We start from the raw sequence: 22,369 nt of genomic DNA, 5'->3' as shown, positions 1-22,369 counted from the left end.
ATATGTCAATGGTAAATCACGTCGATCCTCGCCTCCATCAAACCAGGTACTTCAAGCCTGTTCGCAGATGTTTATTTATCGCACAGCACCCCCTTTTCGCTTGATGATGAGCAATGGACCGGCATAAATATTGCATACTCCCACTGTCATCGACATTCAAGGAGCATGTAGTGAAACAGAGAGCAGTCAAGCTGGTCGCCGTCACCCTGGTGCTTTCCCATGCCTCGGCCCTGGTGGCCGCGCAGGATTACAGCAAGTACAGCCCCGCCGCCCAGGAAGCCGAATTGGCCGCCATCGCCGTCTCGCGCCTGGGCGTGATGGTGCCGATGCGTGATGGCGTGGCGCTGTCCACCGACATCTATACGCCGAAAAAACCGCAAGCGAAGCAGCCGGTGATCCTGTGGCGCACGCCGTACAACGAGCACAAGCTGCGCGGCTCGACGCTGCGCTACGTGCTCGAGTCGGTCAAGCGCGGCTATACCTTCATCGTCCAGAACGAGCGCGGCCGCTACTTCTCGCAAGGCCAGTGGGAAATCCTCGGCCACCCGCAAACCGACGCCTACGATGCGCTGACCTGGATCGCCAGCCAGCCCTGGTCGAACGGCAAGGTGGGCACGCTGGGCTGCTCATCGTCGGCCGAATGGCAACTGGCCCTGGCCGGCATGAACCACCCGGCCCATGCGGCCATGGTGCCGATGTCGGCCGGCGCCGGGATCGGCAAGGTCGGCCGCTTCCAGGAGCAGGGCAACTGGTACACGGGCGGCGTGCCGCGCAACCTGTTCTTCGTCTGGCTGTATGGCGTGGACAATCCGCTGCGCGCAGAACTGCCGGCCACGCTGACCGATGAAAAAATGCGCGCGCGCATCGAGGCCTACAACGACCTCGACGCCACCAAGCCCAAGGTGGACTGGAACAAGCAGATCAAGCACCTGCCGGTGAACCAGATGCTCACCGACCTGGGCGAGCCGCCGGCCACGTTCGAACAACTGATCGCCCGCACCCCGGCCGATCCGGCCTGGAACCAGGGCGGCCTGTATCACGAAGGCATGGGCTGGGGTGTGCCGGCGCTGTGGTTCAATACCTGGTACGACGTCTCGATCGGCCCGAACATGGAGCTGTTCAACCTGGCGCGCACGGCCAATACCGACAAGGAGGCAAGCGCCAACCAGTATGCGGTGATCGCACCGGTGCCGCACTGCCAGTTCGCCAAGCTGGGCCCGGACACGGTGGTGGGCGAGCGCGACATGGGCGACACCAGTTTCGACGTCGATGGCGCCGTGTACAGCTGGTTCGACCGCTGGCTCAAGGGCGACGGCAAAGCCTTCCCGGCGTCCACGCCGCGGGTACGCTACTACCTGATGGGCGCCAACCGCTGGCAGAGCGCGGCCCAGTGGCCGCCGCAGGAAGCCAGGCCGCTGCGGCTGTACCTGCGCTCCGGCGGCAAGGCCAACTCGCTGTACGGCGACGGCCGCCTGGCCAGCGACGCGCCGCCGGCGGCCGAAGCTGCCGACCGCTACCGCTACGACCCGATGAACCCGGTGCAAACCATCGGCGGCGGCGACTGCTGCAACGGCGGCGTGGTGATCCCGGGCGCGTTCGACCAGCGCCAGATCGAGTCGCGCCAGGACGTGCTGGTGTACAGCAGCGAGCCGCTGACCGCACCGGTGGACGTGGTGGGCTTTGTCGATGCGGTGCTGAAGGTGTCGTCCAGCGCCAAGGACACCGACTTTGCCGTGAAACTGGTGGACGTGGCGCCCGATGGCACCGCCCTCATCATCGGCGACACCATCTTCCGCGCCCGCTATCGCGATGGCTACGACAAGCCGGCCATGATGGCGCCGGACCAGGTGTACACGATTCGTCCCACGCCGATCACTACCGCCAACCGCTTTGCCGCCGGCCACCGCATCCGGGTGGAAGTGACTTCGTCGAACTTCCCCAAGTTCGTGCGCAACCTCAACACGGGCGGGCCGAACGAGAGCGAGAAAACCGGCGTGGTGGCCGACAACGTGATCCACCACGAAGCGGCCGCGCAAAGCTATATCGAGCTGCCGGTGCTGCCTGCCAGGTGATCATGGCTTCGATGCAGCGGCGTTCTCCGCATCTCGGAACGCCGCCGCATCGCCGGCCATCATCTCCTCGAGCTCCAGGCGGCCCTTGCGCGTGATCGACACCATCTCGTCCTGGTCCTGCTGGTGCGGGTACACTTCGAGCAGGGTCTTGAGGTTATGGGTGCGGAAGATGCGCGCAGCCTGCTCCGCGCGGTCGGCGCCGAAGCCCAGTTGTTGCAGCACCTTGGCACCGAGTTGCAGCGACGCTTCGAAAGTTTCGCGCTCGATCAGCGTCACGCCCCGGTCGAGCAGCGAATAATAGTGCGAGACGTTGCGCGCGCGCGCCAGGATGGTCAGGTCGGGATAGCGCTCGCGCACGGCGTCCACCAGTTCCAGGCTGTCGTCCACGGTGTCGATGGCGATCACCAGCGCGCTGGCCTTGCCGATGCCGGCCGCTTCCAGCAGGTCGATGCGGGTGGCGTCGCCATAAAACACTTCGTAGCCGAACTTGCGCAGCAGCTCGATCTGGTCGGGGTCATGGTCGAGCACGGTTACGCCGATGCGGTTGGCCGCCAGCAGGCGGCCGACGATCTGGCCGAAGCGGCCGAAGCCGGCGATGATCACCGGGTTTTCCACCGCAATCTTGTCGGCCTCGCGCTTCTTTTTGCCGGTGCGCAGGCGCGGCGCCACCAGCCTGTCGTGCAGCAGGAGCAGCAGCGGCGTGGCCACCATCGACAGCGTGACCACCACCACCAGCAGCGCCCCGGTGGCCGGCGGCAGCACCTTGGCGTCCACCGCCGTGCCGAACACCACGAAGGCAAATTCGCCGCCCTGCGACATCAGCAGCGCAAAGAACAGGCGCTGGCCGCGCGGAATATCGAACCAGAACGACATCCCGTACAACAGGCCGCCCTTGACCAGCAGCAGCGCGCAGGTCAGGCCCAGCACCAGCCACGGTTGCGCCAGCAGCAGGCCGAAGTCGGCCGACATGCCCACCGCCATGAAGAACAGCCCCAGCAGCAGGCCCTTGAACGGCTCCAGGTCGCTAATCAATTGGTGGCGATACTCGGAGTCGGCCAGCAGCACCCCGGCGGTAAACGTGCCGAGCGCCAGCGACAGGCCCACCCATTCCATCAACAGGCAAATGCCGATGATGAGCAGCAGCGCAAAGCCGGTAAACAGTTCGCGCAGGCCGGTGCGGGCCAGGTAGCGCATCACCGGGTTGACCAGGAATCGTCCGCAGGCGAACAGCGTGAGCAGCACGGCCAGCAGCTTGACCGCCTTCATCCAGCCTTGCTCGTCGTGATCGGCGACCACGCCGGCCATGGCCAGCAGCGGCACCAGCGCGATCATCGGGATGGCGGCAATGTCCTGGAACAGCAAAATGGAAAAACTGGCCGAGCCTGCCGGACTGGGCAGCAGCTTGCGCTCGCCCAGCGTCGCCAGCACGATGGCGGTGGACGACAGCGACAACGCCAGGCCGGCGACGAGGGCGATATGCCAGTCGATGCCGAGCGCAATCGCCACGCCGGCCAGGCCGGCGCTGACGGCCACCACCTGCAAGCCGCCCCAGCCGAAGATGGGACGGCGCAGCGACCACAGTTTTCTTGGTTCGAGTTCGAGGCCGATCAGGAACAGCATCAGCACCACGCCGAATTCGGAGATGCTGAGCACATCTTCGACGTTGCCGATCAGGGACAGGCCCCAGGGGCCGATGATGGCGCCGGCCGCAAGATAGCCGAGCACGGCGCCCATGCCGGCGCGCTTGGCCAGCGGCACCAGCACCACGGCCGCCACCAGATAAAACACCATGTGGAGGAGGAAACCGTGGCTCATGAGTTGGAGGAAGTGAAGTTGTTCATCGGATCAGTATCGCATCCGACGGGCAACCCGTCCATCCTCCGAGAGGGTTACACCCCGACCATCGACACCGCCTTGGTATTGAGGTAAGCCTCGAGCGCCTCCGGGCCGCCTTCCGAACCATAGCCCGAATCCTTGACGCCGCCAAACGGCATCTCGGCGCTCGGCGTGGCCGGCTGGTTAATCCACAACATGCCCACTTCGACGTTGTGCATCAGCTGGTGGGCGTTCTTGATCGAGCGCGTGAACGCGTAGCCGGCCAGGCCGAACGGCAGGCGGTTCGATTCGGCGATCGCTTCATCCAGGGTGTCGAAACCACGGATGGCGGCGACCGGGCCGAACGGCTCGTCGTTGAAGACGCTGGCGTTGAGCGGTACATCGGCCAGGATGGTCGGCGCGAAGAAGTTGCCTTCTGTACCCACGCGCTGGCCGCCGGTGGCCACGTTGGCGCCCTTGGCGCGGGCGTCGTCCACCAGTTGCGTCATGGCGGACACGCGGCGCGGGTTGGCCAATGGACCGAGGGTGGTACCAGCGTCGAGGCCGTTGCCAAGTTTCAGGCCTTCGGCATGGGCGACCATGGCGCGGGTAAACTCGGCCTTGATGCTGTTATGCACCAGGAAGCGGGTAGGGGACACGCACACCTGGCCCGCATTGCGGAACTTGGCGCCGCCGGCCGCTTCCACTGCCAGCGCCACGTCGGCGTCCTCGGCGATGATCACCGGGGCGTGGCCACCGAGCTCCATCGTCACGCGCTTCATGTGGGCGCCGGCCAGCGCGGCCAGTTGCTTGCCGACCGGGGTGGAGCCCGTGAAGGTGACCTTGCGGATCACCGGGTGCGGGATCAGGTAGCCCGAAATTTCGGCCGGATCGCCAAACACCAGGCCCACGGTACCGGGCGGCACGCCGGCATCGACGAAGCATTGCAGCAGCGCGGCCGGCGACGCCGGGGTTTCTTCGGGCGCCTTGCACAGGAACGAGCAGCCGGTGGCCAGCGAAGCTGCGAGCTTGCGCACGATCTGGTTGATCGGGAAGTTCCACGGCGTGAAGGCGGCAACCGGGCCGACCGGCTCTTTCAATACCAGTTGCTGGGCGGCAGGGTTGCGTGCCGGCACAATGCGGCCATACACGCGCATGCCTTCGGCGGCAAACCAGTCGATGATGTCGGCGCCGGCGGTTGCTTCGGCCTTGGCCTGGGCCAGTGGTTTGCCTTGCTCTTGCGTGAGCAGGCGACCGATGTCGTCGGCGCGTTCGCGCAGCAGGGCAGCAGCGCGGCGCATGATGGCGGCGCGCTCGAAGGCCGGCACCTTGCGCCAGGCGTCGAAGCCGCGCTGGGCCGCTTCCAATGCGCGGTCGAGGTCGGCGATGCTGGCGTGCGCCACGGTGCCGATGGACTGGCCGGTGGCCGGATTGATGACGGGGATGGTCTTGCCGCCAGTGGCGTCTTGCCACTCGTTGGCGATCAAAAGGCGGGTATCTGGATAGCTGGTGGTGGTCATTTTCTGGGATCTCCGGTCAGAATGAGTTGATACGGGGCGCATTACCACGCATGATGGTGGTTACGCGAGCGACCTCTACTTTGCCAGAAAATCAGAAACCGGGTACGACGTGGTCAGTTCGGTCTTGATCCGGCGCGGAGGCGCTGGGGCGGTGAAACTCCGGCCCAGCCAGCACGCGCAGCGCAGTCCCACGATCGACGCCATGGGTGAGCATGAACTCGAGCGCCGGTCCCACGCCTTCCTTGGTGGCGACGTCGAGTCCGGTATCGACTGCTTGCACGGGGCCGTCGTGGCGGCGTTCGATGGTGGGAAAGTGATCGTGATGGGTCATGGCGATATTCCCTGCCAAAATCCCAGCATAGTCGCTGCCAGCGGGTTTATCCGTTGGCTTGCGCACTTATGCCGGCAGGTGGATGATCCGGCAGCCCCGGTCAAGGCAAACGCTGAAAGCCTTCCGCCCGCACCACCCACGTGCCATCGCGCGGGAATCCGGGCGCATTGCCTTCTGGCGCGCCATCCCAGCCGCCCGCCATCATGGCCACGGCCGCCAGCAGCGCGCCGTTGCCGGGCAGGTACACCGGCAGGTTGGTGTTGGTGTTGTGGCCAGCGGCTGTGTAGTTGTTGTTGGGGCCGTCCGTTTTGAGCAGCACGTCCACCGCCGCCTGCGTTTCACCGAGGCGCGCGGCCGTCATGGCAATCATCGGGTAGTCCCAGCCCCAGATCTTGGTTTTCCAGTCCCAGCTGGACAGTACCGCGTGCAGCGTGCGGCGCATGGTCTCGCGGTCGACGCCGTCGCCCGGCAACTGGCCCAGCGCCATCAGGAATGACGGATGGTCGTGGCGGCTATCGACGTTGTTCCAGGTGTCGGGGTACGACTCCAGCGCCACGTATTTGCCGTCCTTGACCGGCAATTGCGACAGGTGCGTGCGCCGTTGTTCCCAGCCCGCATCGCGCGCCAGGCCCAGCCGTTCGCGCCATTGCTGGGCGATTTCCAGGCCACGGGCCCAGTAACCGAGTTCGTAGGCGGGATTCATGCTGGTGCGCTGGTCGTAGATTTCCTGGGCGATCCACAGCGGCGGGCCGAGCACATAGCGCTGGCCCGCATCGTCCCAGTGCAGCATCGAGGCCATGCCTTCGGCGGTGTCGAACACCAGTTCGCGATAGCGCGCCAGGGTGGCCGCTGTAGGATCGGCGCGGTACAGCAGTTCGGCCAGGTGGATCGCGTGCGGCTGGTTCCAGGCGATCAGCGGGTTGCCGCCCGGGCTTTCACGCCCGCCGGGCCCGGTCATTTTCATCCAGCGCGCACCGGTCAGACCGCGCTCTTGCGCCACAGTGCGGGCGGCGGGCAAGGTGCGCTGGTACCACGACAGCGTGCGCGCAGTAAATTCTGGCCGGCCCCACAGCGCGAAGTGGGCGGTGTGCCACCACACCATTTCGGTGTGATGCTTGCCGTACCAGGTGGACGTGGTGAGCCCGCTTTCCGATGCCGGCAAGGTGTCGCCTGTCTGCACCGCCGTCAGGTATTGCGACAGCACCACGCGGCGCTCCAGTTCCGGCGCGCGCGGGTCGCTGCTGCCGGCAAAATCGATGGCGGCGCCTTGTTGCCAGAAACGCTGCCAGTGGCGGGCGCTGGTGTCGAATACGGCAGCCGCGTCCGGCGCCTGCGCCACGCCGTCCTGGGCGAAGGCGACCGTGACGTCCAATTTGTCGCCGCTGGCGGAGGCGATTTGCAACACGTGCGGCGCCGGGTGGGTGATCACGAGTTTGCCGCCGCTGGTCACGGTCATGGCGTAACGGGCGCCATCGCGGCGGTGTTCCACCACCAGCTTGTGGCCGGATTGTTCGAGCACCGTGCTGCGATGGGCGTCGGGCTGCGTAAAATCGAGCGGCGGATTGTGGTGGGTTTTGGCGCGCGCGTAACCGAGCGGCACGGCGATGCGCACCGCCAGCCGACCTTGCCCCAGCAGCGGCGACGTGATCGCCAGGGCCAGCGCGTCGCTGTCAGGCGCCACCGCGCTGCGCACGCTGACCGGCTGGCCAAGCAGCGTGACCCGGCTGTGCAAGCGGCCTTGCCACAGGTCGAGGCGCTGGTCGATGGCGGTGAGGTCGGCGCCGGTGATCGCGCGCGCATCCTTGCCGGTGAGCACGAAGCCGATGCGCGGCAGCGGCTGCGTATGCGGATTTTCGCGCAGCCACTGGCCGGCCGCGGATTTGGCATTGGTGGGATAGCCCACCGTGCGGCCATGTGCGGTGTACGCGACGTTGGCGTCGGCCAGCGTGTAGCCGGCAGGGTTTGCGTCCTCGTGCCACGACCAGCGCGCCTGGGTTTCCAGTGGAATACCGTGTGCGTGATACAGATCGGGCAGGGTTTGCAACCCGGTCACATCGGCCGTAAAAGCGAACCGTCCGTTGCCCACCGTAAGCGGCGCCTGCGGATCGAGCGCCAGCAACCGCGGCGCGTGGCGCGCAACGACCGCCTGGCGGTCGATCGGTGGCACGGGTTCGGCGGAGGCGCTGGCGAGGCTGGAAGCGAGGGCGAGCAAACATAGACAGGCGAGACGGGGAATTTTCATTGAGTGATTCCATTAGCCACAAAGATAGAATAATGAACCCATAGTGCAGCAACTTGCTGCCACATTTCAAACCACCCGCCCGGAGCACCCATGCCCCACGCCACCCAAACCGAAGCTGCGGTCCTGATCCTGGTCGATCTCCAGCAACGCCTGCTGCCCAGCATTGCCGATGGGCCAGCGGTGGTGCGCGAGGCGTTGCGGCTGGCGCAGATTGCCCGTTTGCTCGATGTGCCCGTGATCGGCACCGAACAAAACCCCGACGCCCTCGGCCCCAACCTGCCAGAACTCAAGGCGCTGTGCGACAGCACGCTGGCCAAGCACCACTTCGACGCTTGCCGCGACGGCCTGGTGGCGGCGCTGCCGGCGGGGCGGCGCCATGTCGTTGTGGCCGGCAGCGAGGCCCACGTGTGCGTGCTGCAAACTTCGCTCGGCTTGCAGGCGGCCGGGCTGCACGTGACCGTCGTGATCGACGCCATCGGCTCGCGCACCAGGCAAAACCGGCAAGCTGCGGTGGACCGGCTGGCTGGCGCCGGCATCACCTGCGCCACGGTGGAGATGGTGGCGTTCGAATGGCTCGAGACTTGCCGTCATCCGCGCTTTCGCGAGGTGCTGGCGCTGATTAAATAGCGATGGATTCCACTCCCGGGCGCCCGCACCGCCACTTTACAATCAGGATGCTTCATGTATATTACTCGCAATATTGCATCGCGAAAACAAGTCAGCGGCGTGACCCGATTGTCATGCCTTTGATATGATGATTCAAGGCTGATCAAATTGATATTAACAGCGCACTGTCCCAACAACCTGTACTGAAAGGAAACGACTATGGCTATTAGTTTGCAAAAAGGCGGTAACGTCAACCTGAGCAAGGAAGCACCGGGCCTGACCAAGGTGGTCATCGGCCTGGGCTGGGATCCGCGCTCGTCCGACGGCTCCGCTTTCGACCTCGATGGTAGCGCTTTCCTGCTCAAGACCGACGGTAAAGTGCGTGGCGACTCCGACTTCATTTTCTACAACAACCTCAAATCCACCGATGGCTCGGTCGTCCACACCGGCGACAACACGACCGGCCAGGGCGACGGCGACGACGAGACCCTCAACATCGACCTGTCCGCCATTCCGGCCGATATCGATCGCGTGGCGTTCTGCGTCACCATCCACGAAGCCGATGCGCGCCGCCAGAACTTCGGCATGGTGGGCAAGGCCTACATCCGCTGCCTGAACGCCGCCAACAGCGGCGAGCTGGCCCGTTACGACCTGTCCGAAGACGGCTCCACCGAAACCGCGATGATCTTCGGCGAACTGTATCGCCATGGCAGCGACTGGAAATTCCGCGCCATCGGCCAGGGCTTCAAGGGCGGCCTCGGTCCCCTCGCGCGTTCGTTCGGCGTCAACGCGTAACGACGCTTAAATAAGCTCACCAGGCAGGAGCGCCATGGAACAGATTTCCAAAGGGGGACGCGTTACCTTGGCGCCCGCCATCACCGACCGGGCCTTTCATGCCGAGTTTGCGGCGCAGGGACTGGCGCTCGACGTCGCCAGCTTTGCGCTGGACGCCAACGGCAAACTCGTCGGCGAGCCTTACATGACGTTCTTCAACCAGCCTGCCACGCCGTGTGGTGGGGTGTTCATTGGTAACGGACTGGCCGGCGCACAGCGCTTTACCTTTCACCTGGCGCGCCTGCCGGCCACGGTCGAGCGGGTGGTAATCACCGCCAGCATCGACGGCCCCGGCGTGATGTCGCAACTTCAATCCGGTTACCTGCGGCTGCTGGCCGGCGACGAGGAGCTCGTCCGCTTCGCCTTCACCGGCGCCGATTTCGCGTCCGAACGGGCGCTGATGGTCGGCGAGATTTATCGCCGCAACGGCGAATGGCGCTTCATGGCCTCGGGCCAGGGTTTCGATGGCGGTCTCGACGTGCTGGTGCGCCACTTCGGCGGCGCCGTCGATGATGGGCCAGCGCCTGCATCTGCGCCGGCACCTGCTTCCGTCAAATCCGGCGTCGACCTGGAAAAACGCTTGCAACAGCAGGCGCCGCAACTGGTCAGCCTGGTCAAGTCGGCCAGCGTCTCGCTGCAAAAAGTGGGGCTGCAAAGCCACCGCGCCCGCGTGTGCCTGGTGCTCGATATTTCAGGCTCGATGGGCATGTTGTACAAGCGCGGCCTGGTGCAGCAGTTTGCCGAGCGCATCCTTGCGCTCGGTTGCAAGTTCGACGATGACGGCGAGATCGACGTGTTCCTGTTCGGCCGCAACGTCCACCACGTCGATCCCATGGGCATCAGCAACTTTGCCAGCTTCGTGCAAAAAACCATCGACCGCCATCCGCTCGAAGGCGACACCCGCTACGGCGCCGCGCTCGAAGCCGTGCGCCGTTTCTATTTCCCCGACGGCGCCGGTGGCGAGCGCAACAAGCCGCAGTGCGCCGACCTGCCCGTGTACGTGATGTTCGTCACCGACGGCGGCACCTCCGACCAGGGCCTGGCCGAGCGCCAGGTGCGCTGGTCCAGCCACGAGGCGATTTTCTGGCAGTTCATGGGCATCGGCAAGGGGCGCAAGTCGAAGAACCGCAAGCTGGCCAGCTTTGCCGACTCCGACTTCCCGTTCCTGGAAAGCCTGGACGAATTGCCGGGCCGCCTGGTCGATAACGCCAATTACTTCTCGGTCGCCTCGCCCGACGAATATACCGACGCCGAACTGTACGATTTACTGATGGCCGAATACCCGGACTGGCTCAAGGCCGCCCGCGGCGCCGGCCTGATCGCTTAACCCACCCAAGAAAAATCACCATGCCTACCTTTACCGTCACCGGGGACGTCGATCCCTTCCTCCACGTGGCCCTGCGCCGTGGCGAAAAAATCTATTGCGAATCCGACGCGATGGTCATGATGGAAACCAATCTCGACCTCAAGGGCCGCATGACCGGCGGCATCATGGGTTCGATCATGCGGCGCATGGCCAACGGCGAATCGTTCTTCCAGCAGCATATCGAAGCGGTGCGCGGCGACGGCGACTGCCTGCTCTCGCCCACGCTGCCCGGCGCCATGCAGGTGGTCGATATCGGCCCCGCCACCTACACCCTCAACGACGGCGCTTTTGTGGCCGCGTCAGACGGCGTTGAACTGAAAACCCGCACCCAGAGCCTGGGTAATGCGTTGTTCGCGCAATCGGGCGGCTTCTTCGTGATGGAGGCGACCGGCCGTGGCCAGGTGGTGGTGTCGGGCTTTGGCTCGATGTTCCAGCTCGACGTGGTGCCGGGCAAGGACGTCATCATCGACAACTCGCACGTGGTCTGCTGGGACAGCACGCTGCGCTACGAGATCAGCGTGACCACCGGCAGCACCGGCGGCGGTATCGGCGGCATGATCGGCAATATGATCAACAGCCAGACCAGCGGCGAAGGCGTGGTGCTGCGCTTTAGCGGCACCGGCAAAATCCACATTTGCTCGCGCAACCGCACCGGCTTCCTGCAGTGGGTGCAAAAGCCGGCGTAGAGTACATACAGTTTCGTTTCTGATCGCGCCGGTGACAGGTTGAGCATTTGAGTAAATTATTGCTCATAGTTGCGCACAACAATCATCAGCTTGACGCATTCGAGTTGTTGCAGGCGGGTACACTCCCAGTTGCGACCGGACCCTACCTGGTGATCCCGGCCGGTTCAAAACAACTCAAATGAAGGAGACGTACTTGATGAATTCCTCGACGCTGCGCCGCTGCCTGACGGGCGCACTCGTTGCCGGTTTGTTCCCGGTGGTGTTCAACGCTGTGGCGCAGGAAGCCCCGGCCGCGCAAGAGAAGGGCCCGGCCGCCGCCGACGCCATGCTGCACGCGCTCACGGTCGAGTATCCCACGCCTTACCGTGCCATGAGCGCGGAAGAAGTCAAGACTGTCCTCGACCGCGTGTACACCTACCTCGAACGCACCACGCCCGCTGAACTGATCCACAAGTCCGACGGCACGCCGATCACCAACCTGACCACCGCCGATCCCGACGCCGTCTTCAAGCCGGGCGACTTCCGCCTGACCAGCTACGAGTGGGGCGTGACCTACCTGGGCATGCTCGCTGCCGGCGCCGCCACGGGCGATGCACGCTACACCGATTACACCATCAAGCGCCACCAGCTGCTGGCCGACCTGACCAAACTGTATAACCCGGTAGTGCAGGCCGACCTGAAAAATTCGCACGCGCCGCACAAGAGCTTCCTGAACCCGCATGCACTCGATGACGCGGGCGCGCTGTGCCACAGCTTCCTCAAGGCCAAGCTCGGAGGCTCCAAGGTCGATTACACCCAGATGATCGGCATTTGCGGCAACTTCGTCACCAAGAAAGAGTACCGCCTGCCGGACGGCACGTTTGCCCGTGGCGGCCCCGATGGCAACGGCGGCTTCAAGGCCCGCCCGCTGAAAAACACCGTGTGGCTCGACGACATGTTCATGGGCGTGCCGACGATTGCCTACCTGGGCGCCGTCAACGGCGACAGCAAGCATTTCGACGACGCCGCCAGGCAGGTGCTGCAATTCTCCAAGCGCATGTTCAACCCGCAGCTGGGCATCTATATGCACGGCTACGTGGAAGGCCAGGCCGACCATCCGGAGATGCACTGGGCCCGCGCCAATGGCTGGGCCGTGATGTCGATGGTGGAAGTGTTGGAAGTGCTGCCGAAAAATCACAAGATGCGCGACGCCATCGTCAGGCAGCTGCGCGCCCACATCAAGGGCCTGTCCACGTACCAGACCCGCGACGGTTTCTGGCACCAGCTGATCGACCGTCCCGACACCTACCAGGAAACCTCGGCCACCGCCATCTACACCTACGCCATCGCGCGCGCCGTCAATCGCGGCTACGTCGAAGCGCAGGCCTACGGCCCGATGGCCAACCTGGCCTGGAATGCCACCGCCTCCAAGGTGCTGGCCAACGGCCAGATCGAAGGCATCTGCGTGGGTACCGGCATGGCGTTCGATCCGGCGTTCTATTCGTATCGCCCGACCAGCGTGAAGGCGGCCCATGGCTACGGCCCGGCGCTGCTGGCTGGCGCCGAGATCATCGAGATGAACAAGAAGTTCAAGTTCGGCCTCAATGACAGCGGCTTGATGTACCAGGGCCTGCGTTAATGAAAACAGTATTCGCATTACGCCGCAGCGTGGCGCTGGTGGCGGCAACCCTGGTGCTGGGCGCTGCCAGCACGGCAAGCGCGGTGACGCCAGCCAGCGGCCCGGCCGCACGTTGGGTGGAAGCGCTGGACCGTGGCGTGGTGGCCGTGCCGGCGGTCGAAGCGGGCAACCTGGTCAGCTGGCGCCTGCTGGCCAACGACGCGTCCGACACCGCCTTCGACGTCTACCGCGACGGCCAGAAAGTCAACGACCAGCCGCTGGCGGGCGCCACCAACCTGGTCGATAAAGCCGGCAAGGCCACATCGACCTACACGGTGCGTACGCTGGCCGCGGGCAAGCAAGTCGCCGCGAGCAAGCCAGTTGGCGTCTGGGCCGACGGCTTCCTCGGCATCGCCATCGACCAGCCGGCGGGCGGCGTCACGCCCACCGGCCAGGCCTACACTTACACCGCGCAGGAAGCCAGCGTGGCCGACCTCGATGGCGACGGCCGCTACGAAATCATCCTCAAGTGGGACCCGACCAACGCCAAGGACAATGCCTTCGACGGTTACACCGGACCGGTGATGCTGGACGCGTACACGCTCGAAGGCAAGCGCCTGTGGCGCATCGACCTCGGTAAAAACATCCGCGCCGGCGCCCATTACACCCAGTTCCAGGTGTACGACTACGACGGCGACGGCCGCGCCGAACTGGCCGTGCGCACCAGCGACGGCACCATCGACGGCGCCGGCAAGGTGCTGGGCGACCCGCATGCCGACTGGCGCGAGAAGGGGGGCGAAGTGGGCTCGACCGACCGCACCGGCGGCGTGGTCAAGGCCGACGGCACCATGGTGGCGCCGCTGCAGGGCCGCATCCTGAAAGGCCCGGAATTCCTGACGATCTTCGACGGCTTGACCGGCCGTGCGCTGGCCAGTGCGCCATACTGGCCGGCCCGCGATCCGCGTACCGATGCGCCGACCACCGCGCAAATGAAAGAGACCTGGGGCGATGGCTATGCCAATCGCTCCGACCGCTTCCTGGCCGGCACCGCGTACCTGGACGGCCAGCGTCCCAGCATCGTGATGGCGCGCGGCTACTACGCACGCACCACGGTGGCCGCCTGGGACTGGCGCGACGGCAAGCTCACCCAGCGCTGGACTTTCGACAGCTCCACACCCGGCAACGAAGCCTTCGGCGGCCAGGGCAACCACCAGTTCAGCGTGGCCGACGTCGATGGCGACGGTCGTGACGAAATCGTCTACGGCGCCATGGCGCTCGACGACAACGGCAAAGGGCTGTGGAGTTCGCGCCTGGGCCACGGCGACGCCATGGCCGTGAGCGACCTCGATCCCACCCGCCCTGGCCTGGAAAAATTCGGCGCCCACGAAGACGTGCGCGGCAACGGCCAGATCGGCTCGGCCATGCTCGACGCCAGGACCGGGCAGATCCTGTGGAGCACCCCGGCCGAGAAGGACACCGGCCGCGCGGTGGCCGCCGACATCGACCCGCGCTTCCCCGGCACCGAAGCGTGGGCCACCAACAGCACCACGTTGTACACGGCGCAGGGCAAACCGATCGACGGCGTCCGTCGGCCGGTGGAAGCGAGCTTCGTGGTGTGGTGGGACGGTGACGACCTGCGCGAACTGTTCGACAAGAATCGCATCAACAAGTGGGACTGGAAGGCTGGCAAATCGCACACGCTGCTCGAGGCGAACGGCGTGGTGGCGTCGAACGGCACCAAGAACGTCCCGGTGGTGTCGGCCGACCTGCTGGGCGACTGGCGCGAAGAGGTGATCTGGCACACGCCCGACGAGAAATTCCTGCGCGTGTACACCACGCCGCATCCGACCGCACGGCGCCTGGTCACCCTGATGCACGACCCGCAGTACCGCGTGGCCGTGGCCTGGCAAAACACCGCCTACAACCAGCCGCCGTACCCGAGCTTCTTCATCGGCGACGGCATGGCGACGCCGCCAGCGTCCAACGTGGTGGTGCGCAAGCCGCAGTAAGGGTTGTCTGCTCGACTACCGGCGCCGGCCGCGCTGGCGCAGGTAGTCGAGCAGGTCGTCGGCGATCGGAATGATCGACAGCGCCATCAGGGTGACGGCCAGCGGCACCGTGGCCGCGTAGCCGAGATGCTTGAAGCCGAGCGCGCCGCTCACGCCGCCGATGAAAAAGCACAGCGCCAGCATGGCCAGCAGGCGCAGGCGGGAGCGGTCCGGCACTTTGGCGCCTGTACCGGGGCACAGCAGCTTGCCCATTTCGATGCCGATGTCGGTGATCACGCCGGTAATGTGAGTGGTGCGCATTTCAGCGTTGGACAGCTTGGTGATGACGGCGTTTTGCAGGCCCATGATAAAGCTGAGCAGCATCACCGTGGCCGATACATAGTAGCCGTTGAAACCGCTGATCTGGCTGCCCAGCAGGCCAAAGCACAGCAGCAGGCCCGCTTCCACCAGCAGCGGCAGCGCGTACTCGCTGTGCAGGTTGCGCTGGCGCGAGTGGCGCACCATCATGGTCGACAGCGTCGCGCCCAGCAGGAACGACACCAGTGCACTCAAACCCACTGCCACCAGGCTGTACATGCCCAGCGCCAGCTGGTCGGCCATGGCCGAGACAATGCCGGTCATGTGCGACGTGTAGTGCTGCACCGCCAAAAAGCCCCCCGCGTTGACCGCACCGGCGATAAACGCCAGCATGCAGCCCAGCTGGCGGTTGGCCGGCTGGGTGCGGGTGCGGCCAGTGAGCCGCCGCGAGTAGTTGAGCGAATAATTGAGTGGCATCGGGCACCGCCTGCAAAAGACCATGCCCGAGTATAGATCAACTGCCGAGCAACGGCAGGTCGAAAGCCCGCTCGACGAACCACACCAGCGCCAGCAAGGCGATCAGCGCCGAGCCGCCGGTCAGCAGCAGGCGGTAGAAGCGCGTGTCGCGCAGCAGCCAGGCCAACGGCAGGAACACCGCCACGATACACAGCTGGCCGATCTCCACGCCCACGTTAAAGCCGAGCAGGCTGGTGACCAGCGCGCCTTGCGGCAGTCCCAGGTCGCCCAGCACGCTGGCAAAACCGAAGCCGTGCAGCAGCCCGAACGCGAACGCCGCCACCGGCCGCCGCGTGCGGAACAGCGGGTAGATATTGTTCACCGCCGCCAGCACCACCGAGGCAGCAATCGCCGACTCCACCAGCCGCGAGGGTAACGAGATCAGCGACAGGCTGGCCAGGGTGAGCGTGATCGAATGCGCCAGCGTAAAGGCGGTGACCACTTTGAGCACGTCGATGAAGGCGCCGCGCAGGTTGTTGGCCGGTGGCGCCAGCAGCACCGCCGGCAGCAGCAGCGACAGCAGGAACAGGATGTGGTCGTAGCCGATCCAGATATGCCACACGCCTTCCTTGACGTAGGTGGCGAACTGGCGCCAGCGGTCGGGTGCGGCCACGGCCAGCGCCTGGCGCGCATGCTGCGGATCGAAGATGGCGGTCGAGGTTTCGCCATCGTGGGTCAGGCGCAGCAAGCCTTTGTGCTGCGGATCGACGTCGGCGAACAGGCTGTAATGGACATCGAGCGACTTGACGGGCGCCGCGCAGGTGGCGGTGAACCGCAGCACGCTGTAGGCGCCGTCGGTGTGGTTGTCGATCAGTTGTTCATTGGCCTTGGCTACGCACGGGCCTTGCTCGGTCGATAGCGCCAGCCGTTCGAGCGCGTAGGCGGCAATGGCCGCATGGCGCGCGCGGATTTCGTCCCAGGTCAGCTTGCCGTCGCCGTCCTGGTCGAGGCCAATGGCGAAATCGAGGTCGCGCAGCGCGATGTCCCACTGGCCGCTGACCTGCGCGCCCTTGACGTCGAGCGCCAGGTAGCTGTCGCTGGGCTTGTGGGCCAGCGCCGGCAGCGCCACGCCGCTCAAACACAGCAGGCAAAGCAGCCGAACCAGCCGAACCAACCAAAAGCCCATCATGCCGATTCTCCGAGCTGGCGCACTAGCCTGGCGGCGGCTGCGTCCTCGGTCTTGTGTTTGGCGATCCAGTCGAGCACCGGTTGCGCGGCCTCACGGTCGCGCGCCTGCACGGCCGCTTCCAGGTAGATGCGGATGTCGGCCGGCTCCTTCTGAATCGACCAGTTCTTGCGCGCCAGCGCCAGCGCCTTGGTGGTGTCGCGCCGCAGCAGCTCGAAGCGGGCCTGTTCGCGCTGGTGCACGGTGTCGCCGCGCAGCATGGCGGCGTCGAAGCGCGCGGCCAGTTCGGCCACGTCGGCCGCCAGCGGCGCGGTCTTGCCTTGCTGCTGCAGCGCCAGCGCGCGGCGCAGCAGCAGCGCGTCGATGCGGGTCTGGTCGGCCAGCAGTGCTTCCACCCGCGATGGCCGTTTTTGTTCGAGCAGGAAGTCGCTGTAAGCGCCGAGCAGGTAGCTGTCGTGCGGATCGAGCGCCAGCGCGCGCTGGAAGCGGGCTTCGGCCACGGTGGCGGCGTCGCGCCGCTGCGCCATCTCGGCCAGCAGCGTCAATACCCATACCTGCAATTCCGGCTTGGTGGCTCCGCTGCGCTCGAGCGTCAGTGCCAGCAGCTTTTCGCTGGGCGCGGCGCGGCCGGTCACTGCGCCCACCTGGGCCACGCAGGTGACGGTAATGAGTTCATTGGCCAGCGCCGACAGCCGCGCGCAGCTACTCGTCGCATTGGCGTAGTCGCCCTGCACGGTTTGCACGGTGGCCAGCGTGAGCCAGGCCTGGGCATTTTTCGGTTCCTGCGCCAGCACGCCTTGCAGGTCGGCCAGCGCGGCGGGAAACTGGTGGGTGCTTTGCAGCAGGGTGGCGCGCAGCAGGCGCACCTCGGGCGGGGGCGCGGGCTGCCGCCACCACGGCGCCAGCGCGGCCTGGGCGTAGCCGAGGTAGCGCGGATCGGTCTCGCTGCGGCCCAGTGCGATATAGCGGCGCGCCAGCGTGGCGGCCAGCGCAACGTCGTTCGGTTGCGCGTTCAACTGCGCGCGCAGGCGGCGCAGTTCCTGCTGCACCGGGTCGCCCCGGCGCGGCAGGGTTTCGATCACCTGGGCGCCGCTGGCGGGCAGGTAGGGCGCAGCCTGAGCGCACAGGGCCGCGCCTAGCAGCGCAATGAGAGACAGCAGATTCTGAATTCGGGTCATCGATGCATCCTGCAATGACAACCGGCGCCAGTCTGTCAGGACTGGCGCCGGTTGGAGTACGACGGTTTATTTGACTGCGACCGGTTCGGTGTCTTCCGGCGCGGTAGCCACGATGCTGGCGGTAGCCACCGGCTCGGTCGTGGTCTCGGCGCCGTCGCCGATCAGCGCCAGCACGGCCGCGTAGAAGCTGTCCACCATGCTCACCGGCGGGGTGGTGCCGCCGCCGGTACCGCCGCCGGTGTTGCTGATCGCCCGGTCATCGCTGCTGCCGCAGCCGGCCATTGCCAGCAGCGCAGCGGCGCCAATTACTGCCATCAATTTTTTCATGGTGCGCTCCTGGCAGCCGTGGTGGTCGCTGCAGATTGTGGCGAACCGGCGATCGGGGTTTTCAGGTACGGGAAGCTGGCGTTGAAGAAGCTGTCATCGATGTAAGCGCCATCGGTGAAGCGCAGCGCGCCGGCCGGGGCATCGGCTGGCGCACAACCGAGGTTGATGGTGCACAGCTTGCCCATCACAACACGCAGGGCGATATCGACCACGTCGTCGCCGGGACGGCGGCCGTTCGGGAAGCCGGCATTGTCGCCGCCAATCACGCCCAGGCGGTTCTGCGCGCCCATCGCCACGGCGGGCGTGGAGGTGTTCAGGCGCAGCATCTCGGACGCGGTGACGGTGGCTGGCTGGTTCAGGCCCTTGACGCCGGTGAGGAAGGCGGCCACCAGGTCGTTACGCGGGAAGTTGGTCGGCGCCTTGGCGCCGGCGCTGCCGTACAGGATTTCGATCAGCGCCGGCAAGGTCGGGTTGGTGACGTAGTCGGCAAACTGGCCGTCGCCCGAGGGCTTGCTGGCGTTGAAGGTGTCCTTGTCCTTCAGGCCGATCACCACTTCGTTGACCAGCGGTGCGCCCAGGCGCGACACCTGGGTCCAGGCGCCGCCTTCCTTCGATGGCGTGCCACTGTTCGGGGTCGGATTCAGCACGCGCGCCTGGCGCACGCTGGCCGTGGTCCAGCCGCCGATCACGGGGTCGGTGCTGTTGGCGGCGGTCAGGCAGCTGCTGGCCACTTCCATCTCGATCGAGGTCACGTTCTTTTGCGCCAGGTCGTCCTTGGCGGCGCGTTCGGCGTTGGCGGCAAATTCCACTGCCGGGGCCTTGATGTTGACCAGGTCGAAGGTCTCGCCCAGGTTGACCACGAACGGATCCTTGCGCTGGCCGACGAACACGCGCGCTGGCGTGGCGCATCCGGGAATGTTGACGCTGTAGACGTGGGCGGCGGCGTACGCGGCGTAGTCGGGAATCGACTTGTTGCCGATATTGTCGAGCGGTTTGTCGAAGCTGGTGGCGCCGGCGGTGTTGGTCACCGCAGCCTTGGTGCCGGTGCGGCGGTCGCCGCGCACCACGTTGATGCTGTAGGTTTCGCGCACGTTGGCGCCGGGAGCGTTGGCCCCGGCGATCGCGCCGCCGTTGACCACCAGCGGGATCGAGACCGACTTGCCGCCGATGGTCAGCTTGGTGTCCTTGTTGGTATTGGTGAAGCGGAACTGGAAGGTGAGGTCTTCCTTGGCGTCGCCGTTGTTATCGATATGGATTTCGTACAGCGCGTTCGGGTCCATGGCGAAGTAGTTCGGGCCGCCATAGGCGTCCTGCAGCGGCACGTAGTCGGCGATCAGGGTGACGAAGCCGGCGCGACCCGTCTCGTAGCTGCGGAACATGTAAAAGTCGGCGCCGTCCACTTTCGGCATTTGCGTGACGAACGGTGCTTCGCGGTGGCTCGAGGCCAGCGCCGCCGGCGCCAGCGCGCCAGCCAGGGTACCCAGTACTGCCATGCCGAGCGCATGTTTCATAAACGTTTGCATTGTATATCCCCTTTGATTTAACTTCGCTTACCTGCATCACCAACTGCACAACTGCGGTTGCTGCCCACACCTATACGGCGCACGATAGACGCCGGATTCAGATTCAATGATTATTTTTTTGCATAGTTTTAAAAACGGTGATTCAGGGTGAGGCGCGCGGTGCGCTGCTCCACCGGGTGAAAGTGGCTATCGTCCACGCCGTCGGCAGGCTCGCCCGGCAGACGCGAGGCGTAGTAGTAATCGATGTCGCTGGCCTTGCGGTTCAAAAGATTGAAGCCGTCGAGCGTGACGCGGGTGCTTGGTGTGAGCTGGTAGCCGATGCGGCCGTACATCAGCGTGGTGGAGCGCGAGCGCACGCTGTTGTCCTCCAGGAGCGGACGCTGGCCGAAGTAGCGCACTTCCAGCGCGCCCTGCCAGCGGCCCAGGTCTTTTACCGTGACGCCGAACGAGGCCACCTTGTTGATCGACTCGGGCACGTAATTGCCGGCCGGGTCGTCCTGGCGGTAGCGCGCGCGCGAGGCCGACAGGTCGAGATCGAACAGCAGCCATGGCGCGGCGATGTAATGGCTGGTCCATTCCACGCCACGGCGCCGGCTCGGGCGGCTCGCTTCGGTCTGCCCGCTGTCGCCGGCAAATACCAGTTCCGAGTCAATGTCCAGGGTCCATAGCGATAGCGAGGTTTGCAGGCCGGGCAGCCATTCGCTGCGCACCCCGAGTTCCGCGCCGCGCGTGGCCACCAGCGGCGTGGCCGGATCGACCGCCTGCACCACGCCGCGCGCGTCGTTGCTGTGAAAGCCGCCGCCGTAGTTGATGAAATACTCGGTGCTGGCCCACGGGCCCAGGATCACCGCCAGCTTGGGCGAGGTGCGGTGCGCCGTGACTTTATCGCTGTTCACATCGAAGCGGTAGACATCGTGGCGTACACCGAGCACGGTGCGCAGCGTAGGCTGCCAATAGGCGGTGTTCTCGACATAGAAGCCGGCGCTGCCTTCGTTTACACGGTCTTCGCGCACGGTGGCTATGCGTGCGCGCGCCACCGTGGCGTACAGGCCCAGTGGCGAGATATGGTCGTAGCGCGTCTGCACGCCGACCTTGTTGCGCACATCGATGCCTCCCCAGTTGGCCAGCCACGCGGTGCTGGCGTTGGCGCCGGTCATGGTGCGCCGCTCGCTTTGCTGGAACTGGTCGCCGTTGACCGGATCGTTCAAAAAATAGGTGAAGTTGCTGAACAGGTCCAGGCGCGAACGGACGATGTACGCGGCCGCTTCGGTCACGCGATCGGCGCTCTTGCTGTGCATATTCCAGGACAGGCTGGCGCGGTCGGTCTTGCCGCCGTCGCTGGCGTCAATTACGCCATAGCGGTCGATCAGGCCTTGCGCCACCGCGCGCTGCGGCACCTGGTCGGTCGCGTTCCAGCGGTTGCGGTAGGCCATGGCCGTGACGTTGTAGCCCTGCTGGGCGTCGCCGCTGCTGTAGCGCAGCAGGGCGCTGGCCTTGCGCACGTTTTCCGGCGTGTCCCACGGGCCGTCGTTGCGGCCGGCATCGACGCCGTACAGCAGCCTGCCGCCGCCGCTGCCGGTGTTGAAGGAATCGGCCAGCACCGCGCGCTGGTAGCCGTAGCTGCCCAGGGTGACGCTGGCCAGGCCCTGCGGCAGCGTATCGACCAGGGCCAGTCGCGCCGCACCGGCCGACGAGAAGTCGCCTTCGTCGGCAAAGTAGGGACCCTTGCGGTAGTCGATGCGCTGCACCAGTTCCGGGATGATGAAGTTGAGATCGGAGTAGCCCTGGCCGTGGGCGTTGCTGCGCATATTGACCGGCATGGCATCGACGTAGGTGGCGAAGTCGGTGCCGTGATCGAGGTTGAAGCCGCGCAGGAAATACTGGTTGGCCTTGCCGTCGCCGCTGTGCTGGGTGACGATCATGCCGGGCACGAATTCGAGCAGTTCGCCGGTGCGCAGGGCGGGGCGGTTGGCGATCAGGCTGGCGGTGACAGTGCCTTCGCTGGCCGCATCGGACGTACCGACGGCGTTGTCGTAATTGCCCATCACGGTCACGCGCGGCGGCGCTGGTTCCTCTTCCGCAATCGTCGCTGCCGCATTGCTGGCGACGGCGGCCGGCGCAAACACTGCGGCCAGCATCCCACCCAGCCAACCCACTACCATGTTGAATCTCATCCTGTCCCCTGAAGTCGGCTGCTTTATTTGCTTTGTGCAAACGATTCTACGCAGCAGTCGTGAAAGCGGATTCATCTTTCGTGCAGTATTTGTGGACAGTGTGGTATTTTCATGTCGCTTCAAACATTCAATCCACTTCGTCCCCACCAC

The 22,369-nt window shown here is 65.4% G+C and carries 17 protein-coding genes; 7 read left to right on the top strand and 10 right to left on the bottom strand.

Going from position 1 to position 22,369, the window contains the following annotated elements:
- Positions 1 to 170: 170 nt before the first annotated feature.
- Positions 171 to 2,072 carry a CocE/NonD family hydrolase gene (locus J2X54_RS10355; protein WP_310180330.1) on the top strand — a complete coding sequence of 634 codons (1,902 nt, stop codon included), beginning with the start codon at positions 171 to 173 and terminating at the stop codon, positions 2,070 to 2,072.
- On the opposite strand, the gene kefC is transcribed toward J2X54_RS10355, so the two are convergent.
- The 4 genes from kefC to J2X54_RS10335 all read right to left on the bottom strand — a co-directional run bounded on the left by kefC (position 2,073) and on the right by J2X54_RS10335 (position 7,980).
- Complete coding sequence (gene kefC, locus J2X54_RS10350; protein WP_310180327.1) at positions 2,073 to 3,887, bottom strand: glutathione-regulated potassium-efflux system protein KefC; 1,815 nt, start codon at positions 3,885 to 3,887, stop codon at positions 2,073 to 2,075. It lies immediately after the preceding gene.
- Positions 3,888 to 3,961: 74 nt separating this feature from the next.
- A complete protein-coding gene (locus J2X54_RS10345; protein ID WP_070247488.1) occupies positions 3,962 to 5,407 on the bottom strand; it encodes an NAD-dependent succinate-semialdehyde dehydrogenase in 1,446 nt (481 codons plus the stop codon).
- A gap of 91 nt (positions 5,408 to 5,498) precedes the next feature.
- Entirely contained in the window at positions 5,499 to 5,738 is a 240-nt protein-coding gene (locus tag J2X54_RS10340; protein ID WP_310180324.1) for a hypothetical protein, read from the bottom strand.
- A gap of 100 nt (positions 5,739 to 5,838) precedes the next feature.
- Positions 5,839 to 7,980: a hypothetical protein gene (locus J2X54_RS10335; protein WP_310180323.1), complete on the bottom strand. Its 2,142-nt coding sequence runs from the start codon at positions 7,978 to 7,980 to the stop codon at positions 5,839 to 5,841.
- A 90-nt stretch (positions 7,981 to 8,070) separates the two neighbouring features.
- Here J2X54_RS10335 and J2X54_RS10330 point away from each other — a divergent pair, with 90 nt between their 5' ends.
- The 6 genes from J2X54_RS10330 (at position 8,071) to J2X54_RS10305 (ending at position 15,078) form a co-directional block, all read left to right on the top strand.
- Positions 8,071 to 8,607, top strand: coding sequence for an isochorismatase family protein (locus tag J2X54_RS10330; RefSeq protein WP_310180321.1), 537 nt, complete (start codon positions 8,071 to 8,073; stop codon positions 8,605 to 8,607).
- Between the two features lie 198 nt (positions 8,608 to 8,805).
- Entirely contained in the window at positions 8,806 to 9,381 is a 576-nt protein-coding gene (locus J2X54_RS10325) for a TerD family protein (RefSeq protein WP_070247486.1), read from the top strand.
- A gap of 34 nt (positions 9,382 to 9,415) precedes the next feature.
- On the top strand, positions 9,416 to 10,747 hold the full coding sequence (locus J2X54_RS10320; protein ID WP_310180317.1) for a VWA domain-containing protein: 1,332 nt from the start codon (positions 9,416 to 9,418) through the stop codon (positions 10,745 to 10,747).
- Positions 10,748 to 10,767: 20 nt separating this feature from the next.
- On the top strand, positions 10,768 to 11,472 hold the full coding sequence (locus tag J2X54_RS10315; RefSeq protein WP_070247484.1) for a TIGR00266 family protein: 705 nt from the start codon (positions 10,768 to 10,770) through the stop codon (positions 11,470 to 11,472).
- A 196-nt stretch (positions 11,473 to 11,668) separates the two neighbouring features.
- Positions 11,669 to 13,090 (top strand): glycoside hydrolase family 88 protein, encoded by a 1,422-nt coding sequence (locus J2X54_RS10310; RefSeq protein ID WP_310180313.1) that lies wholly within the window; start codon positions 11,669 to 11,671, stop codon positions 13,088 to 13,090.
- Positions 13,090 to 15,078 carry a rhamnogalacturonan lyase gene (locus J2X54_RS10305; protein ID WP_310180312.1) on the top strand — a complete coding sequence of 663 codons (1,989 nt, stop codon included), beginning with the start codon at positions 13,090 to 13,092 and terminating at the stop codon, positions 15,076 to 15,078. The genes J2X54_RS10310 and J2X54_RS10305 overlap by 1 nt, the downstream gene beginning before the upstream one ends.
- A 15-nt stretch (positions 15,079 to 15,093) precedes the next feature.
- Here the strand turns inward: J2X54_RS10305 and J2X54_RS10300 are convergent, their stop codons facing one another.
- The 6 genes from J2X54_RS10300 to J2X54_RS10275 form a co-directional block, all read right to left on the bottom strand.
- The gene (locus J2X54_RS10300; RefSeq protein ID WP_310180311.1) at positions 15,094 to 15,852 is read right to left on the bottom strand and encodes a YoaK family protein; all 759 of its coding nucleotides are present in this window, start codon (positions 15,850 to 15,852) and stop codon (positions 15,094 to 15,096) included.
- A 37-nt stretch (positions 15,853 to 15,889) separates the two neighbouring features.
- Positions 15,890 to 17,020 carry a HupE/UreJ family protein gene (locus J2X54_RS10295; RefSeq protein ID WP_310180309.1) on the bottom strand — a complete coding sequence of 377 codons (1,131 nt, stop codon included), beginning with the start codon at positions 17,018 to 17,020 and terminating at the stop codon, positions 15,890 to 15,892.
- Complete coding sequence (locus J2X54_RS10290) at positions 17,017 to 18,195, bottom strand: hypothetical protein (protein WP_310180308.1); 1,179 nt, start codon at positions 18,193 to 18,195, stop codon at positions 17,017 to 17,019. Before J2X54_RS10290 ends, J2X54_RS10295 begins: the two co-directional genes overlap by 4 nt.
- A gap of 66 nt (positions 18,196 to 18,261) precedes the next feature.
- A complete protein-coding gene (locus J2X54_RS10285) occupies positions 18,262 to 18,522 on the bottom strand; it encodes a hypothetical protein (RefSeq protein ID WP_310180306.1) in 261 nt (86 codons plus the stop codon).
- Entirely contained in the window at positions 18,519 to 20,033 is a 1,515-nt protein-coding gene (locus tag J2X54_RS10280; RefSeq protein WP_310180301.1) for a DUF4331 domain-containing protein, read from the bottom strand. The genes J2X54_RS10285 and J2X54_RS10280 overlap by 4 nt, the downstream gene beginning before the upstream one ends.
- 140 nt (positions 20,034 to 20,173) lie before the next feature.
- A complete protein-coding gene (locus tag J2X54_RS10275) occupies positions 20,174 to 22,207 on the bottom strand; it encodes a TonB-dependent receptor plug domain-containing protein (RefSeq protein WP_310180298.1) in 2,034 nt (677 codons plus the stop codon).
- Positions 22,208 to 22,369: the final 162 nt, after the last annotated feature.

This window comes from Duganella sp. 3397, assembly GCF_031456625.1.
GTDB classification, from domain to species: Bacteria; Pseudomonadota; Gammaproteobacteria; order Burkholderiales; family Burkholderiaceae_D; genus Rugamonas; species Rugamonas phyllosphaerae.
Note: the sequence above shows the minus strand (reverse complement) of the source record. Positions and strands in the feature narration are given on the sequence as shown.

Excerpts from the sequence above, each read along its gene's own strand:
- J2X54_RS10330 (WP_310180321.1), top strand. The coding sequence starts at position 8,071 with ATGCCCCACGCCACCCAAACCGAAGCTGCGGTCCTGATCCTGGTCGAT.
- J2X54_RS10340 (WP_310180324.1), bottom strand. The coding sequence starts at position 5,738 with ATGACCCATCACGATCACTTTCCCACCATCGAACGCCGCCACGACGGC.
- J2X54_RS10315 (WP_070247484.1), top strand. The coding sequence starts at position 10,768 with ATGCCTACCTTTACCGTCACCGGGGACGTCGATCCCTTCCTCCACGTG.
- J2X54_RS10285 (WP_310180306.1), bottom strand. The coding sequence starts at position 18,522 with ATGAAAAAATTGATGGCAGTAATTGGCGCCGCTGCGCTGCTGGCAATG.
- J2X54_RS10310 (WP_310180313.1), top strand. The coding sequence starts at position 11,669 with ATGAATTCCTCGACGCTGCGCCGCTGCCTGACGGGCGCACTCGTTGCC.
- J2X54_RS10335 (WP_310180323.1), bottom strand. The coding sequence starts at position 7,980 with ATGAAAATTCCCCGTCTCGCCTGTCTATGTTTGCTCGCCCTCGCTTCC.
- J2X54_RS10280 (WP_310180301.1), bottom strand. The coding sequence starts at position 20,033 with ATGAAACATGCGCTCGGCATGGCAGTACTGGGTACCCTGGCTGGCGCG.
- J2X54_RS10345 (WP_070247488.1), bottom strand. The coding sequence starts at position 5,407 with ATGACCACCACCAGCTATCCAGATACCCGCCTTTTGATCGCCAACGAG.
- J2X54_RS10305 (WP_310180312.1), top strand. The coding sequence starts at position 13,090 with ATGAAAACAGTATTCGCATTACGCCGCAGCGTGGCGCTGGTGGCGGCA.
- J2X54_RS10325 (WP_070247486.1), top strand. The coding sequence starts at position 8,806 with ATGGCTATTAGTTTGCAAAAAGGCGGTAACGTCAACCTGAGCAAGGAA.
- J2X54_RS10275 (WP_310180298.1), bottom strand. The coding sequence starts at position 22,207 with ATGGTAGTGGGTTGGCTGGGTGGGATGCTGGCCGCAGTGTTTGCGCCG.
- kefC (WP_310180327.1), bottom strand. The coding sequence starts at position 3,887 with ATGAGCCACGGTTTCCTCCTCCACATGGTGTTTTATCTGGTGGCGGCC.
- J2X54_RS10295 (WP_310180309.1), bottom strand. The coding sequence starts at position 17,020 with ATGATGGGCTTTTGGTTGGTTCGGCTGGTTCGGCTGCTTTGCCTGCTG.
- J2X54_RS10320 (WP_310180317.1), top strand. The coding sequence starts at position 9,416 with ATGGAACAGATTTCCAAAGGGGGACGCGTTACCTTGGCGCCCGCCATC.
- J2X54_RS10300 (WP_310180311.1), bottom strand. The coding sequence starts at position 15,852 with ATGCCACTCAATTATTCGCTCAACTACTCGCGGCGGCTCACTGGCCGC.
- J2X54_RS10290 (WP_310180308.1), bottom strand. The coding sequence starts at position 18,195 with ATGACCCGAATTCAGAATCTGCTGTCTCTCATTGCGCTGCTAGGCGCG.